Below are 14,609 nucleotides of genomic sequence, written 5' to 3'. Positions count from 1 at the left end.
TCTTTTTTTACAATTTGTGGTTTTCGGGGAGGTAGTCGTTGGCCCGTTGAAGCGCGGCCAACCGTTTTTTTCGATTTTTCCGTGCCTCCCGACGATTAGGGGCGGCATCGTGCAGAAACTTCTCCTCCTCGGTTTCCGGAATCACCTGGGGAACGGGGGCGGATTTTCCCTCCTCATCGAGAGCGACCATGGTCAGGAAGGAGGTGGTCGTTAATTGCCTTTCACCGGTGGCCAGGTTTTCCGAGGTCACCTTGACGAACACTTCCATCGACGATCGGCCGCACCAGGAGACCACTCCTTCCACGGTGACGGCGTCTCCCAGACGAATCGGATTAAGGAAATCGATGGAGTCCATCGAAGCGGTCACCACCGGACGTCTGGAGTGACGAGCGGCGGCAATGGCGGCGACTTCATCAATATAGGCGCTCACTTTGCCGCCGAACATGGTTCCGTGATGGTTGGTATCCGGAGGAAGTACGTGCGCTGTTTTGGTCGTACGGGATTGTCGGGCGGGAACGGGTTCCATCCTTGAGGATCCTCCTTTTATTTTTTTGGTTTTCATCCAACTGTAATTTTGTTCTACCTTTTACGGTATCCCCAACAGATTCAAATGTAAAAAAGAACATTTGTCAAGCAAAGCGAGGATGTGAAGTCCGTCCCCTCCAAATCGACCGGCAGGCCAACCACTTTCTGCAAATGATCCCGTTGATAAGTATATCGTTTTTATTCGAGGAAAACAGGCAAAACGGTTGAAGCTGATAGCGAGTTTTGTCCGCGCCGAGCGGATCGTTTCGGAGCGGACAGATCTTATATCTTTACAGGTCTCGCTATTATTCAGGGGAGCTCATGATCAGACATGCGCCGGGCTCAAGGGCGGTTTACCCGTTTCCACCGAAGACCCGGAAATTCATGGACCAGGCGTTGATAGGCGTCATTGCTGATGTAACCCCCAGAATGGGGATCATAGTTTCCTTGGAATTTGATTACTTTCCAGTTCCATCCTTCTTTTCGCATCCAGATTTTATAATCCTTTTTGTCTGCGGGACGGTGGATCAGAATCTTTTTATCGCCCACTTGTGGATCGGTCGGCGACTCGACGACCAGAATCGAGGGGTTTTTTTGAAGAGCGGGGTTGGACGTTCGCTCCAGACGGAGGTCTTCCATCCGGGCATCCAACTCATCGGTCCGATTGGGTTGCATCATCATTCGTTGGGCTTGATCCTTGTTCCCTTCGACCCAAACGGATTTATAAAATTGAACGGCCGCTTCTTCGGCACCGGACAGGTTTTCGTTTCCGCATCCGGTGAAAAGGAAGCAGAGGAGAGCGATGAGAAGGAAGGGCGTGGAAGCGGGAGGACGGTTTTTCATGGCGTTCACCCCTTAGCTGATGGGTATCGTTCCTTCCGTTATTTTGCTGTGATTTGAATCCCTCCATACATGGGAGAAGCGATCGAAGACTCGTTTTTAAGGCTGTAGATGCTACATCCGGTTTCTGTTTCCGATAGGGGACCAGGGGAGCGCGAAAATCCTTGGCACTCAGCCAACGAAACGGAGTGTAAAAACCCAACCCTGATCCGGTAGGAACGTGCTAAATCACAAGCCTTCTAGCCGTTGATCTTGTGATATAATCAGTCGATAGAGAATAAATGTTCGGAATAGGGAGGGGACGAGGTGAGAATTTTGGGCATCGATCCGGGGATTGCGATCGTCGGTTACGGAGTGATCGACCAGCGGGGGAATCAATTGAAGGTCGTGGATTACGGAAGTATTCAAACCCCCGCCAAAACGGCGACGGCGACCCGGTTAAAACAGATATACGATGCCAGCACGGAGCTGTTTCGGCGTTTTCAGCCGGATGTGGTGGCGATTGAAAAGCTGTTTTTCAATCGGAATGTGACGACGGCCTTTACGGTGGGGCAGGCCCGGGGAGTGGTGATGTTGGCCTCTGAGGAGGCGGGAGCGGTCATTACCGAATATACACCGCTGCAGGTGAAAATGGCAGTGGTGGGCTATGGTCAGGCACAGAAAAAGCAGATTCAGGAGATGGTGCGGATGATCCTGTCTCTGCCGGATATCCCGAAGCCTGATGATGTGGCGGATGCCTTGGGAGTGGCGATCTGTCAGGCGCATTCCACGACCTTTACCGCACGTTTGGGATCAAGGAGGCTCGGCCAATGATCGATTTTATCGAGGGAACCATCGCTTATCGGGCCGTCGATTATCTGGTGTTGCAAACCGGCGGTGTCGGATACCGGATCTTCTGTACCCATCCGTTTCAATGGGAGGATGGAGAGACGTCCCGCGTGTTTACGCATCAGGTGGTGCGGGAGGATTCTTTGACGTTGTACGGTTTTCGCGAACCGGAAGTGCGGGACCTGTTTCGCCTGCTGTTGGAGGTATCCGGGATCGGTCCCAAAGTGGCGTTGTCGATCACCGGAGCGGGTTCTCCCGCCTCGTTGGCGGAGGCGGTGCAGCGGGAGGATCTGCGGTTTTTGACCCAACTGCCCGGGATCGGAAAAAAGACAGCCCAACGCATTGTCCTGGATCTGAAAGACAAGCTGGAAAAGGCCGGTTGGAATCGCATCCTGACAGGAGAGAACGCGGAATCAGCATCCGCAAATTCGTCTCTCTCTGCCTCATCCGTGTCGGCGGAGGCGATTGAAGCCCTGAAAACCCTGGGATATAATGAAGAGGAAGCTTCCAGGGCTGTAGAGACAGCGAGGGAAGCTTTCGGTGAAACGGAACCCGGCCTGGATGATTGGATTCGCCGTGCCCTGCAGGTTTCCATGAAAAAGTAGGGGGGATGCGGGATGGAAGAGCGGATCATTTCTTCCCATCTGTCATCGGTAGATGAGGAAACAGTGGAATTCAGCCTGCGCCCTCGGTATTTAAGCGAATATATCGGCCAATCCCGGGCGAAGGAGAACTTGAAGGTATACATAGAGGCGGCCAAGATGCGCCGGGAAACACTGGATCACGTACTCCTGTACGGCCCTCCGGGGCTGGGGAAAACCACTTTGTCTCACATTATCGCCAATGAACTGGGGGTTCAATTGCGCACCACCTCGGGCCCGGCTATTGAGCGTCCCGGGGATTTGGCGGCGATTCTGACCAATTTGCAACAGGGGGACCTGTTGTTTATCGATGAGATCCATCGGTTGAACCGGAGTGTGGAGGAAGTTCTTTATCCGGCGATGGAGGATTTCGCCTTGGATATCGTCATTGGCAAAGGGCCCAGTGCCCGGTCCGTTCGGCTGGACTTACCGCCCTTCACCCTGGTGGGGGCGACGACCCGTGCGGGCTCCCTGTCTTCTCCGCTGCGGGATCGGTTCGGTGTTGTTACCCGGCTGGAATACTACACAGAAGAGGAGCTCACCTTTATCGTGTCCCGGTCGGCGGATCTGTTGCAAGTCACCACCCGGGAAGAAGGGGCGCATGAGATCGCCCGCCGTGCCCGAGGCACTCCCCGGGTGGCCAATCGCCTTTTAAAAAGGGTGCGGGATTTTGTGCAGGTTCAGGGAGACGGTGTGATCACCCCGGAGACCGCTCGGGACGCATTAGACCGGATTCAGGTGGATAAACTGGGATTGGACCAGGTGGATCACAAGTTGCTCCGGTCGATCATGGAGCATTTCCGCGGCGGTCCCGTCGGATTGGAGACGATCGCCGCCGCCATCGGCGAGGAGTCTCATACGGTGGAGGATGTTTATGAGCCTTATTTGCTTCAGATCGGGTTCCTGCAGCGAACGCCTCGGGGGCGGATGGTGACATCGCGTTGCTATCAACATTTTGGAGTGGAGATGCCGCCATGAGCCAGATTCCTAAACTCCTAATTGTGGCGGGTGTCATTCTGGTTGTCATCGGCCTGATTTGGCAGGTGGGGGGCCGCTTTTTCAACCTGGGGCGCCTGCCGGGAGACATCGTCATTGAAAAGGAGAATTTTAAGTTTTACTTTCCCGTCGTGACCAGTATCGTGATCAGCGTTGTTTTGTCGCTGATTTTGTACTTGATTCGCCTGTTCCGGTAGGGGCGGGCGTTTTTTGTGGCAGGAACGGGATCATTAGAAAGGAGGAATTATGATGGACGTATCCTTGTTTCAATTCGATTTGCCGGAGGAATTGATTGCCCAACACCCTGCTCCGGAGCGATCCGGATCCCGGTTGATGGTGGTGGATCGCGCGGAGGAAATGATCGCTCATCGCCGGTTTACTGATTTGCCGGAGTATCTGCGGCCCGGAGATGTGCTGGTATTGAATGATACCCGGGTTCGCCCTTCCCGCTTGATCGGGCGGAAAGAGGAGACGGGGGCCCGAATTGAGATCCTGCTCCTCAATCCCCTGGGAAAAGACCGGTGGGAAACCTTGGTGAAACCGGCTAAACGGATCAAAAAAGGGACTGTGGTCGATTTTGGCGAGGGGAAACTAAAGGCGGTGGCAGAAGAAGAATCGGAGGTGGCCGGCGGCCGCATTTTTCGTCTGGAGTACGATGTGGACGATCTCGAATCGCTCTTGAATGAATTGGGTGAGATGCCTTTACCTCCATATATCCGCGAAAAGCTGGAGGAGCCGGAGCGGTATCAGACCGTCTACTCCCGCCGTCTGGGATCCGCCGCCGCTCCCACGGCGGGTTTGCACTTTACACCGGAGCTGTTAAAACAAGTGGAACAGGAGGGAGTCGAGGTCGCTTCCCTGACTCTCCATGTCGGCTTGGGTACCTTTCGACCCGTGACGGCGGAGCGGGTGGAGGAACACCGGATGCATGCCGAATATTATGAACTGGGTGGGGAGAGTGCCCAAAAGATCCGGCGGGCAAAAAGGGAGGGGCGACGAGTCATCGCTGTGGGGACTACCTCCGTTCGCACCCTGGAAACCGTCCACCGCCGGTTTGGCGAGATTCGTCCCTGCAACGGCTGGACGGATATCTTCATCTATCCGGGTTATACCTACCGTGCCGTCGATGCGATATTAACCAATTTTCATCTCCCTCAGTCGACTTTGTTAATGATGGTGAGTGCTTTTGCTACCCGGGAACTGATTTTACGGGCTTATCGGAAAGCGGTGGAAGAGCGGTACCGTTTTTTCAGTTTTGGAGATGCGATGCTCATCCTCTAAATCGGGTGAGCTTTCCGTTCACCCCTTTGTAACAGATTGGCGATTTTTCAATAGGTTTATAGGTTTAACCGGGATAGGTCCTAAGGTATAATGGTACGAGTAGGAGGAAGATTCATTGGCCGTTCGTTATGAATTGATAAAAACCTGCAGGCAATCAGGTGCCCGGCTCGGACGTTTACATACCCCTCACGGGACGATTGAGACGCCGGTGTTTATGCCGGTGGGAACACTGGCCACCGTCAAGACGATGAGTCCGGAAGAGTTAAGAGAGATGGGCAGTGGAATCCTGTTGAGCAATACCTATCACCTGTTTCTGCGCCCGGGTCACGAGATCGTCCGGGAAGCCGGAGGCCTGCACCGTTTCATGAATTGGGACGGTGCCGTATTGACCGACAGTGGCGGTTTTCAGGTGTTCAGCCTGAGCAATCTCAGACAGATTACCGAGGAAGGTGTCTCCTTCCGCTCTCATCTAAGCGGCAAACCCTTGTTTATCAGCCCGGAAAAATCGGTGGAGATTCAAAACGCCCTGGGAGCGGACATCATCATGGCTTTCGACGAATGTCCCCCGTACCCGGCGGACCGGAACTATGTTCGTCAGTCGATGGACCGGACCTATCGCTGGTTGCAACGATGTGTCGCTGCCCACCAACGACCGGAGACACAAGCCTTGTTCGGAATCGTCCAGGGCGGGATGGATAAGGACCTGCGGCAGGAGAGTGTGCGCCAGGTGACAGAGCTCGATCTTCCCGGTTATGCGGTCGGCGGCTTAAGTGTAGGGGAACCGAAGGATTTGATGTATCAGGTTTTGGAGGATGCGGCCCCCCTGTTGCCGACGGACAAGCCCCGTTATCTGATGGGGGTCGGCTCCCCGGACGCCTTGGTGGAGGGCGTGATGAGAGGGATCGATATGTTCGATTGTGTCCTTCCCACTCGGATTGCCCGTAACGGGACCACCATGACCAGCCGGGGCCGGCTGGTGGTCCGCAACGCCCGATATGCGAGGGATTTTTCTCCTCTGGATCCGGATTGCGACTGTTATACCTGTCGTCACTATACCCGGGCTTACCTCCGTCACCTGATCAAAGCGGACGAGACCTTTGGACTCCGTTTAACCACCTATCACAACCTGTATTTCCTGTTCCAATTGATGGAGCAGGTACGGGAAGCGATTCGCCGGGACCGGTTGTCGGACTTCAGAGACTCTTTTTTCGAAAGTTATTACGGTCCTGGTGAAGAAAGGCGGCGTGGTTTTTAGCACTGTGATTTCGGCAAACCTTGTATAAAAAACATGAATACCCAAGGAGGAAAACAGATGGATGCTTTTGTACAGTTTCTCCCTTTGATCCTGATCTTTGCCATCTTCTACTTTCTGTTGCTCCGCCCGCAACAGAAGCGTGCCAAAGAAAGGAATGCCATGCTGGCAGCCCTGAAAAAAGGGGATAAGGTGATTACGATTGGCGGAATTCACGGAACGATTATGGATTTGAACGACGAGCGGATCACTCTGAAAGTAAACGATACCACCCGCCTGGTATTTGAGCGTTCCTCTGTCAACGCCGTCGTTAATTCCGACGGGGGAGAGAAGAAAAACGAGGAAGACAAGAAAGAGGAGAAGGACAAGGACGAGAAGTGAGGTCGGCTTCTGGAAGCGTTGTGAAAAAGCCCGTTTTCGGGAGATTGGGGTTTCATACGGAGAGCTGTTGGCTTGTAAGAACAACGAAACAGAGTGTGGAACCCAAAATCTTGACCCGTCAAGAACGTGCTCGATCATAAGGCTTCTAGTGAATGAACAGACCGGGGAAACCCGGTCTGTTTTTATCGATCTGATCGAGTGACGGCTGGATGTTTCTACTTCCCTTTGATATAATCGGTTCAACTTCATCCAACCGCTGGGGGTGCCGTATGCGGCTGAGAGAAGAGGTGAACTCTTCAACCCTTTTGACCTGATCCGGTTCGTACCGGCGTAGGGAAGTGGTCTGCATATCGAGGACATTCAAACAGGACCGCTTCCATTTTCGGAAGCGGTTTTTACATGGGGAGGAGAAAAGGATGAATCAACCGGAAACCGTCAAGGATCGGCTCAGCGAGCGGCTGCGTCGGGAGGCGGATATCGCCTGGCAAAAGAGTTTCGAACATCCCTTTATTCTCGGGGTTGCTCAGGGGAGCCTTCCTCTGGACTCTTTCATTTTCTATCTGGGGCAGGATGCGTATTATCTTTCTGTCTTTGCCAAGGTACAGTCCCTGGCGGGGGCGAAGTCGGAAACTTTCGCCGAAACAAAACGGTGGGCGGAACACGTTCAAAAGACCTATGAAGTGGAAAAAGCCCTTCACGATCGCTTTTCCCAACGGCTCAACCTGGCGGAGGCACAAAAGCGTTTCCAACCGGCTCCCACCGCTTTCGCCTATACGCGACATCTGCTGGCCATCGCCCATACCGGGAGTCTGATCGAGATTGTCTCCGCTTTACTGCCCTGCTATTGGCTGTACCGGGAGATCGGACAACGGCTGGCGAAGGCCCGACCGGGGGTGGAGGTCTATGAGGAGTGGATCGAAGCTTATGCAAGCCCGGAATTCGGACAATTGGTCCAAGAGCAGATCGATACGCTGGATACCCTGGCCGCTACCTCTTCAGAGAAGACACTGCAACGGGTGCACAATCACTTTTTGATCAGCAGCCAGTATGAATATCTTTTTTGGGAGATGGCCTACCGTCGGGAAACGTGGCCATTTCCTGACATTCTGGGGACTCATGAATAGAATGGGAAGCCGCTGCAAGTAACAAACCCCGTTTCCAACCGGTGAAACGGGGGTTTTCGTAAAGGAAAGAGCTAATCCTTAAAAAAAGGATAGGTCCGATTCTCTTCCTGAACAGAAATCCATTTTACAGTCGTAAATTCATCCAACGCCCATTCACCGCCAAATCGGCCCAGTCCCGAGTCTTTTTCTCCTCCAAAAGCGATGACAGGTTCATCATTGACAGGCTGGTCATTGACATGAATCATCCCGGTTTCAATGAAGTGGGCCACTCTTACGCCGCGTTCAATGGTTCCGGCATGTATCGAACCGCTCAAACCGAAAGAGGTGTCATTAGCTACTCGAATCGCTTCTTCTTCGCCGTTGACGGGGATCACTGCAGCTACCGGTCCAAAGATTTCATTTTTGGCGATGGGCATATCATTCGTGACATCGGCCAGAATAACGGGTTCCATAAGAGTTCCCCGAACTTCGCCTTCCAAAATGGTTTTGGCTCCTTGCTGTTTACTCTCTTGGATCCATTTTTGTATCCGATCCACTTCAGATTGGCGGATCAACGGGCCGATACGGGTATCTTCCTTGAGAGGATCACCGACTTTTAAAGTTTCCACTTTTTGTTTCAGTTTTTCGATAAAGGGTTCATACACTTGACGATCGACGATCATTCGGTTAATCGCCATACAAATCTGTCCTTGATGCATAAATTTGCCGAATGCCGCAGCTTCAGCGGCCCGATCGATATCGGCGTCATCCAGGACGATGAATACATTGTTTCCTCCCAGTTCCAGCGCCACCCTTTTTAATTTCTCTCCCGCTTTGGCACCGATCATTCGGCCTACTTCTGTCGATCCGGTAAAAGAGATGATGCTGGGAATCGGGTGTACGACCATCGGGTCGCCGACTTCATCATTTTTGCCGACAATGACATTCAAGAGTCCGGCAGGCAATCCAGCTTCTTCAAAGATCTTTGCGATCAGAATCCCGCCTGTAATGGGTGTGGAGGTCGGCGGCTTTACCACAACCCCGTTTCCGGCACCTAAAGCGGGAGCGATTGAGCGAATGGACAAATACAGAGGGAAATTCCATGGGCTGATGACTCCCACAACCCCTGCCGGTCTTCTGTAAATCCGATTTTCCTTTCCAGGAATGATCGACGGGACAATGCGGCCGTTCATTCGAAAGGGAAAGGTAGCCGCTTCTTTGATAATACTGATACAAAAGTCGACTTCGACATGGGCTTTTAATCGGGAACTCCCCGATTCAACAGCCAGCCACCGAACCAACTCTTCCCGTCGCCGTTCCATGAGATCCGCAGCCTTCTCCAGGACGGCCCTTTTTTCTTGCGGAAGTGTTTTTGCCCACTCTTCCTGCACCGTTTTGGCCGTGTGATAGGCCTCGTCCACATCTCTTTTGTCTGCCATCGTAATTTCTGCAATCGTTTCTTGATTGAAAGGATTGATGACCTTGTATGTTTGACCTGTGGAACCATCCCGCCACTGTTTCCCGATCAATAGTTTATTTAAATGGGAATATGTCATGAGTGCCCGTCCTCCTTTTTTTGATCTACCGGAAAAACAATCGCCTTTAATCTTTACGGTTCCATATTTGGCTATGCATATCCTTTTTAAGGCGCGGATCTGTTTGATGGATTGTCCCTGAATGCAACCCAAAACCGGGCTTCAAGTCGTCCTGAAAGTATATGATTGCGAAGATTCCCAAAAAAATATATAATCATAATGCAAACGATTTCATAAAAGGTGGGGTGAAATTTGTATGAAACGTCGATTTTCATGGGTGATAACGGTTGTATTAATAGGTGTGATGAGCATCGTCCCGTTTATGTCCTCCGGTGTTAACGCGATGGGAGCGGAGCAGTGGGAAACCCGGAGCATCTACTTTATCATGACGGATCGTTTTTCCAACGGCGACCCGTCCAATGACGACTACGGAGGGTACGCTTCGGATCCCGATGATCCCCGTAAATATCATGGCGGTGATTTCCAAGGGATTATCGATCAGCTGGATTATATTAAAAACATGGGGTTCACCGCCATCTGGATCACGCCGGTGACGATGCAGAGGAGCGCCAACGCTTATCACGGGTATTGGACCTATGATTTTTACAGCGTGGACGGTCATCTGGGGGATATGGACAAGCTGAAGGAATTGGTTCAAAAAGCCCATGAACAGGGTATTGCGGTCATGTTGGATGTCGTGGCCAATCATACCGGCGATTTTCAGCCGAATAACGGTTTCGCCGCCGCTCCTTTTGACCAATACGATTGGTATCACCACAACGGGGATGTTCAGGACTGGAACGACCAGTGGTGGGTGGAAAATGGAGATGTCGCCGGCTTGGACGATCTCAATCATGAAAACCCGGAAGTCGTAGTGGAGTTGAACAACTGGATTGAGTGGATGGTCGAAATGACAGGAGTGGACGGTTTGCGGGTCGACACGGTGAAACACGTTCCGAAGTGGTTTTGGAAGGAATTTGATGACAGCGCCGGTACATTTACGATGGGTGAAGTCTATCACGGGGATCCCGGTTATGTCGGTGATTACACTCATTATCTGGATGCGGTGTTGGACTTTCCGATGTATTACACGATTCGGGACGTATTCGGACAGGACCGATCCATGTACCGAATCCGGGACCGGTTGGCACAGGACGGCAACTACGATCATCCCTCTCTCAACGGCGTCTTTATCGACAATCACGATGTTCCCCGATTTTTGCACCAAGCGTCGGGAAAACCCGGAGCCGGTTGGGACAAGTGGCCGCAACTGAGAGCGGCACTCGGCTTCCAGTTCACCGTTCGGGGGATCCCGATCCTCTACCAGGGAACAGAACAAGGGTTCAGCGGCGGGGAGGACCCCTACAACCGGGAGGATATGGTGTTCAACCCCGACCATGAGCTTTACCAATACATCGCCAAACTCAATGAGATCCGCAACCACCATCCCGCTTTGCAAAGCGGAAGCCAGCGGGAAAAGTGGGTGGACGATGTCTTCTATGCGTTCCAGCGGTCCAAGGGCGGAGACGAAGTGGTGGTGATGATCAACAACGCCTGGTCCGAACAGACCCGTACAATACCCCATTTGGACAACCTTTCCGACGGCGAGGTGCTGACCGACCGGATGAGCGGTGACCGGGTGACGGTAACCGACGGCGGCATCACTGCCACCTTGACCCCCAAGGAAGTGAAGATTTTCACGAGATAACTCCGAGGGGTTATAGCCGTATAGGCTAATTGTTGTAAATTGGGAGCAGTGGAACCGAAAAGAGGTTGACCTCCAGCTGGAGTTCAACCTCTTTTGATTCTAATGCCCCATCTGTTAATCAAGTTGGGAGGGTGGTAGGCCGGCGTAGATCCTTTGCACTCATTCCAGTACAAGTCTCGCCAAGGTCGCTCCGGCACCCACCAATTGGAGTTTTTTAGTGTTTCTATGGAAAAAAGACCCTGGTTGAAGGGTCTTCTTAAGACACTTAAATTAAAATAAAAAAGAAACCCCCACGGGCTTCTATTGACGGGAATACAAAACCGTGCGGGCAATTCCAACGAAATATTCCGACTCACGAATGATATGCCGCATGACGACCTGTGCGATGAGATTAGAGCGAATTGGTTCACTGTTTTCCATCAGTTCATTAAGAAAAGCAATGAAGCGAGTGCTTTGGTCGTAGCAAAAATAGGTGAGGGAAAAGATTTCCTGATACAGTTCGGGAGATATCCGACCGGTTGAACGAATGACGGTTTCGATGTAGCTTACTACTCTCTCCCGGGTCTGATAAAAAGCCCTTTCCCATTCTTTCAGTATCTTTATGTATTTTTCTTCCAACCCTTCGACGACTTCTCGGATGACCACCGTGTGTTCGGCTTCTTGTTGTTTCCAAAATTCCTCTTCATCCAAAATTCTCAAAGGCTGCTGTTCGCCGTAATAGAATTGCATGTTGAACTCCCCTTTTGAATGCATTGCTAAAATATTATGACTGCTCAAAAGGGGATAGAACCTAAAAGCACGGTAATAAATTAAGGAATTTTCCTTTTAATTGACGGTATCTTTCGACGAATTCCTTGAATCAAGTCAAAAACCTTTAACCATAATAAAAAGCCCGCAAACCCTTTTATTTCAGGCCTTACGGGCTTTCTGTTCCAGTCGGGATGACAGGATTTGAACCTTCGACCGCGCACCCCTTGCAGGCGGTTGATCCCCTTCACGTACTCGGTCGATTGGGGCCTTCCAACTTTTTGTTTCCGTATCCGGGGACTTTCAACTCATCCTGCTTCTTGGCCGTATCCCTCCGCTTCGCTTGCTGTTCGCGGCTTTCGTTTTCTTGACGCTGCTGTTTGCCCATATGAACGGTCTCCTTTTCCCCTATCTTGTCCATGGGAAAAGGATCCATTCGGCGGCCGGATTTGTTTCACATGTTGGAAACTTGTTCTGAAGGTTTGTGTCCGGTATTCAGTTCCAACTGGTGGTTTCCCAGAGGGATCTCCGATAACTTATTAGCCAGACTGAGGCTGACGATACCCAGAATCAGTCCGGCCACCAGGTCCAGATACCAGTGAATCCCCAGATAAATGATAGCGAACAGGATGACCCCTGCAGAGAGGATGTTGATCCTGGCGAAGCGCCGGTTGCCGGATTTACAGGCGATCAGAGCCAGCGTGACCGATAAGGAGGTGTGCAAGCTGGGGAATGAATTGTCGAGACCGGAAAAGTGCCGGTATTGCTCTTCGAATGTCGGATAAACGTCGGGAATTAGGAACCGGATGTCCGGATGAAGGAACCAAGCCTCATCCACTGGAGCGAACAAGAAAAATGGAATGGCCAGTAGATAGTTGAGACCGATCGCGTACAGAACGGTATACAGGGAACGAAGGTCGCTGTCCCGATAATAGATCAGGGGAGAGGCGACCAGGAGAACCGAAAAGAACACCACGTAAAAAAAGGTGGAGACATAGGTGAATGCGGTGTTGTGGAAAAATTGTTGAACTAAAGGTGTTACATTTTCCTCAAACATTCGGATATAAGGGGTCCAATCCCGAAATTCCGTCAGGTAGGGTTCGGCCAACAGTTCCAGTTTGTTGACGCCGAGAATGCTGAGAGCACCCAGAAAATGAAAGCACAATAACCGGTTTTGAATCAGCCCTCGGCTAAAGTCGCCGATCACGGCCAAAGGGTTGCTCCGCGAGCTATAAGCGAGTACGAACAGAAGAGAGATGATACTGGTGATAATGATGGATGCAGTGGTTTGAAACACGGCCGATCCCCCTTTTAGACGTGTTCGGCGGGGTGAACCGGGGAAGCTCCCGGCGATAAAAAGAAAGGTTTCGGCAGTTACCGCAAACGAGCTCGCTGACACGCAGGGTCAACAGGGTTACGGTGGATACCGAAACGCTGGTTTTTTCGATCCTATGAACTTTTCCACGGGTAACCTGCATCTAAACATATTTGAAAGAATTTGCAGGAAAAAGTTATCTTTTTCCGGTGTTCACTCCGAAGATTCCGCCGATCGCACCAAGACCGGCGGCGCAGAGAGTCAACAGAACGGGCTGCACGCGTATTGCGGTATCAAAGGCCAAAAAACCGACGACAAATACGATCCCCACATACAAAATTCCCGTCAACCCCCCGTATAGCCACCCTCTCTGTTCCGCTCTTCTCCCCGACATCCACCCGCCTGTCAACAGGGCGATTCCGTTAACCGTGGATGTAAAATACGGCATTGAGGACTCGGGCACCGATGTAAAACGGAGGATCAGGGCGGTGATGACAGAACCGGCCAATACCAAGCCCAGAACCACGGCTACGCCCAAGAGAACGGGGTTTTTGAAGAACGGATGCGGTGACACCGCAGGTTGTTTCATGCTAGGCACCTCCCGGCGATGTTTGTACATGGTTATGAGCGTGTCTTTTCTTTTATTCAAGCCCCTGGTATGGAAGCTGATAAATCCATCCCCGCCTGAGGAGACTAATGAGCGGATTGACCGCTTATCGGATGGGGGACTGGCAAGTAACTGCAACGGAGGAGGGAATGGCGGCGGATGTGGACGACCTTCTTGCGTTCGTTGTTTATCTTTTTTTTCGTCCTGTTGGTCATGCGTTTCATGGGTAAACGGGAAATCGGTCAGCTTTCCGTCTTTGATTTTGTCGTGTCGATTATGATCGCCGATTTCGCAGTCCTGTCCATCGAAGACCCCAATATGCCCCTCATTAATGGACTCATACCGATGTTGACCATGATCTCGGCCCAGATTTTACTGTCTTATCTCTCTTTGAAGAGCAGAATGATCCGTTATATCGTAGACGGAAAACCGACGATTTTGATTCAAAACGGTAAGATTCAGGAGCGTGAGATGAAAAAGCAACGCTATAATATGGATGATTTACTCCTTCAACTTCGTGAACAAAACGTGGCGAATGTGGCGGATGTGGAAATGGCTGTCCTGGAGACTTCCGGTGAGTTGAGTGTATTTCTCAAAGAAGAAAAAGAGACTCTGAAAAAAGAGGACGTCTGGCCGGAGAAACGGTCTTCCCAAGTCTTCCGGCTACCCGTCCCCTTGGTCATTGATAGTCAAGTTCAGGAGGACGGCCTGAAAAGGGTCGGGAAGAGTCGCATTTGGCTGGAAAAGCAATTGCGGAAATACGGGTATCAGTCGGTGAGGGAGGTTTTTTTCGTCAGTGTGGATCATACCGGAAAGCTCTATATCGATCCCCGGGAGGATTAGAAGCGTT

Annotated in this window: 16 protein-coding genes, 1 pseudogene and 1 riboswitch; of the genes and pseudogenes, 10 read left to right on the top strand and 7 right to left on the bottom strand. The window is 51.6% G+C overall.

Annotated elements, in window-relative coordinates; genetic code table 11:
* Window positions 1-7: 7 nt before the first annotated feature.
* Together CHM34_RS02775 and CHM34_RS02770 are read right to left on the bottom strand one after the other, a co-directional pair.
* Window positions 8-526 (bottom strand): acyl-CoA thioesterase, encoded by a 519-nt coding sequence (locus CHM34_RS02775; protein ID WP_094263018.1) that lies wholly within the window; start codon window positions 524-526, stop codon window positions 8-10.
* A 341-nt stretch (window positions 527-867) separates the two neighbouring features.
* Window positions 868-1,368, bottom strand: coding sequence for a hypothetical protein (locus tag CHM34_RS02770; protein ID WP_094263017.1), 501 nt, complete (start codon window positions 1,366-1,368; stop codon window positions 868-870).
* A 303-nt stretch (window positions 1,369-1,671) separates the two neighbouring features.
* On the opposite strand from CHM34_RS02770, the gene ruvC reads away from it, so the two are divergent.
* The 8 genes from ruvC to tenA all read left to right on the top strand — a co-directional run bounded on the left by ruvC (window position 1,672) and on the right by tenA (window position 7,868).
* Entirely contained in the window at window positions 1,672-2,178 is a 507-nt protein-coding gene (gene ruvC, locus CHM34_RS02765) for a crossover junction endodeoxyribonuclease RuvC (protein WP_094263016.1), read from the top strand.
* A complete protein-coding gene (ruvA, locus tag CHM34_RS02760; RefSeq protein WP_094263015.1) occupies window positions 2,175-2,798 on the top strand; it encodes a Holliday junction branch migration protein RuvA in 624 nt (207 codons plus the stop codon). The genes ruvC and ruvA overlap by 4 nt, the downstream gene beginning before the upstream one ends.
* A 12-nt stretch (window positions 2,799-2,810) precedes the next feature.
* Window positions 2,811-3,812 (top strand): Holliday junction branch migration DNA helicase RuvB, encoded by a 1,002-nt coding sequence (gene ruvB, locus CHM34_RS02755; protein ID WP_094263014.1) that lies wholly within the window; start codon window positions 2,811-2,813, stop codon window positions 3,810-3,812.
* Window positions 3,809-4,027 carry a DUF2905 domain-containing protein gene (locus CHM34_RS02750; RefSeq protein WP_094263013.1) on the top strand — a complete coding sequence of 73 codons (219 nt, stop codon included), beginning with the start codon at window positions 3,809-3,811 and terminating at the stop codon, window positions 4,025-4,027. The genes ruvB and CHM34_RS02750 overlap by 4 nt, the downstream gene beginning before the upstream one ends.
* 52 nt (window positions 4,028-4,079) lie before the next feature.
* Complete coding sequence (gene queA, locus CHM34_RS02745) at window positions 4,080-5,111, top strand: tRNA preQ1(34) S-adenosylmethionine ribosyltransferase-isomerase QueA (RefSeq protein ID WP_094263012.1); 1,032 nt, start codon at window positions 4,080-4,082, stop codon at window positions 5,109-5,111.
* Between the two features lie 115 nt (window positions 5,112-5,226).
* Window positions 5,227-6,366 carry a tRNA guanosine(34) transglycosylase Tgt gene (gene tgt, locus CHM34_RS02740; RefSeq protein ID WP_094263011.1) on the top strand — a complete coding sequence of 380 codons (1,140 nt, stop codon included), beginning with the start codon at window positions 5,227-5,229 and terminating at the stop codon, window positions 6,364-6,366.
* 57 nt (window positions 6,367-6,423) lie between these two features.
* On the top strand, window positions 6,424-6,744 hold the full coding sequence (gene yajC, locus CHM34_RS02735) for a preprotein translocase subunit YajC (protein ID WP_094263010.1): 321 nt from the start codon (window positions 6,424-6,426) through the stop codon (window positions 6,742-6,744).
* 248 nt (window positions 6,745-6,992) lie between these two features.
* A riboswitch (TPP riboswitch) is annotated at window positions 6,993-7,098 on the top strand.
* A gap of 62 nt (window positions 7,099-7,160) precedes the next feature.
* Window positions 7,161-7,868 carry a thiaminase II gene (tenA, locus tag CHM34_RS02730; RefSeq protein ID WP_094263009.1) on the top strand — a complete coding sequence of 236 codons (708 nt, stop codon included), beginning with the start codon at window positions 7,161-7,163 and terminating at the stop codon, window positions 7,866-7,868.
* Between the two features lie 71 nt (window positions 7,869-7,939).
* On the opposite strand, the gene CHM34_RS02725 is transcribed toward tenA, so the two are convergent.
* Complete coding sequence (locus tag CHM34_RS02725) at window positions 7,940-9,403, bottom strand: aldehyde dehydrogenase family protein (RefSeq protein WP_094263008.1); 1,464 nt, start codon at window positions 9,401-9,403, stop codon at window positions 7,940-7,942.
* Between the two features lie 337 nt (window positions 9,404-9,740).
* Here CHM34_RS02725 and CHM34_RS02720 point away from each other — a divergent pair.
* A pseudogene (locus CHM34_RS02720) lies at window positions 9,741-11,090 on the top strand (alpha-amylase family glycosyl hydrolase); the annotation flags it as partial.
* Window positions 11,091-11,390: 300 nt separating this feature from the next.
* Here CHM34_RS02720 and CHM34_RS02715 read toward each other — a convergent pair.
* The 4 genes from CHM34_RS02715 to CHM34_RS02705 all read right to left on the bottom strand — a co-directional run bounded on the left by CHM34_RS02715 (window position 11,391) and on the right by CHM34_RS02705 (window position 13,741).
* On the bottom strand, window positions 11,391-11,867 hold the full coding sequence (locus CHM34_RS02715; RefSeq protein WP_338048638.1) for a DUF2935 domain-containing protein: 477 nt from the start codon (window positions 11,865-11,867) through the stop codon (window positions 11,391-11,393).
* A 217-nt stretch (window positions 11,868-12,084) separates the two neighbouring features.
* Window positions 12,085-12,225 carry a hypothetical protein gene (locus tag CHM34_RS19175; RefSeq protein WP_169713550.1) on the bottom strand — a complete coding sequence of 47 codons (141 nt, stop codon included), beginning with the start codon at window positions 12,223-12,225 and terminating at the stop codon, window positions 12,085-12,087.
* Between the two features lie 66 nt (window positions 12,226-12,291).
* On the bottom strand, window positions 12,292-13,134 hold the full coding sequence (locus tag CHM34_RS02710; protein ID WP_094263005.1) for a phosphatase PAP2 family protein: 843 nt from the start codon (window positions 13,132-13,134) through the stop codon (window positions 12,292-12,294).
* Window positions 13,135-13,348: 214 nt separating this feature from the next.
* Window positions 13,349-13,741 (bottom strand): TIGR04086 family membrane protein, encoded by a 393-nt coding sequence (locus CHM34_RS02705; RefSeq protein ID WP_094263004.1) that lies wholly within the window; start codon window positions 13,739-13,741, stop codon window positions 13,349-13,351.
* 177 nt (window positions 13,742-13,918) lie between these two features.
* Between CHM34_RS02705 and CHM34_RS02700 the strand changes: the two genes are divergently transcribed.
* Window positions 13,919-14,602 carry a DUF421 domain-containing protein gene (locus tag CHM34_RS02700; RefSeq protein ID WP_094263003.1) on the top strand — a complete coding sequence of 228 codons (684 nt, stop codon included), beginning with the start codon at window positions 13,919-13,921 and terminating at the stop codon, window positions 14,600-14,602.
* Window positions 14,603-14,609: the final 7 nt, after the last annotated feature.

This window comes from Paludifilum halophilum, from assembly GCF_002245355.1.
Lineage (GTDB): Bacteria > Bacillota > Bacilli > Thermoactinomycetales > DSM-45169 > Paludifilum > Paludifilum halophilum.
Note: the sequence above shows the minus strand (reverse complement) of the source record. Positions and strands in the feature narration are given on the sequence as shown.

Coding starts and splice junctions, on each gene's coding strand:
- CHM34_RS02700 (WP_094263003.1), top strand. CDS start 13,919: ATGTGGACGACCTTCTTGCGTTCGTTGTTTATCTTTTTTTTCGTCCTG.
- CHM34_RS02770 (WP_094263017.1), bottom strand. CDS start 1,368: ATGAAAAACCGTCCTCCCGCTTCCACGCCCTTCCTTCTCATCGCTCTC.
- CHM34_RS02725 (WP_094263008.1), bottom strand. CDS start 9,403: ATGACATATTCCCATTTAAATAAACTATTGATCGGGAAACAGTGGCGG.
- ruvB (WP_094263014.1), top strand. CDS start 2,811: ATGGAAGAGCGGATCATTTCTTCCCATCTGTCATCGGTAGATGAGGAA.
- CHM34_RS19175 (WP_169713550.1), bottom strand. CDS start 12,225: ATGGGCAAACAGCAGCGTCAAGAAAACGAAAGCCGCGAACAGCAAGCG.
- CHM34_RS02750 (WP_094263013.1), top strand. CDS start 3,809: ATGAGCCAGATTCCTAAACTCCTAATTGTGGCGGGTGTCATTCTGGTT.
- tenA (WP_094263009.1), top strand. CDS start 7,161: ATGAATCAACCGGAAACCGTCAAGGATCGGCTCAGCGAGCGGCTGCGT.
- yajC (WP_094263010.1), top strand. CDS start 6,424: ATGGATGCTTTTGTACAGTTTCTCCCTTTGATCCTGATCTTTGCCATC.
- ruvA (WP_094263015.1), top strand. CDS start 2,175: ATGATCGATTTTATCGAGGGAACCATCGCTTATCGGGCCGTCGATTAT.
- queA (WP_094263012.1), top strand. CDS start 4,080: ATGGACGTATCCTTGTTTCAATTCGATTTGCCGGAGGAATTGATTGCC.
- CHM34_RS02775 (WP_094263018.1), bottom strand. CDS start 526: ATGGAACCCGTTCCCGCCCGACAATCCCGTACGACCAAAACAGCGCAC.
- CHM34_RS02705 (WP_094263004.1), bottom strand. CDS start 13,741: ATGAAACAACCTGCGGTGTCACCGCATCCGTTCTTCAAAAACCCCGTT.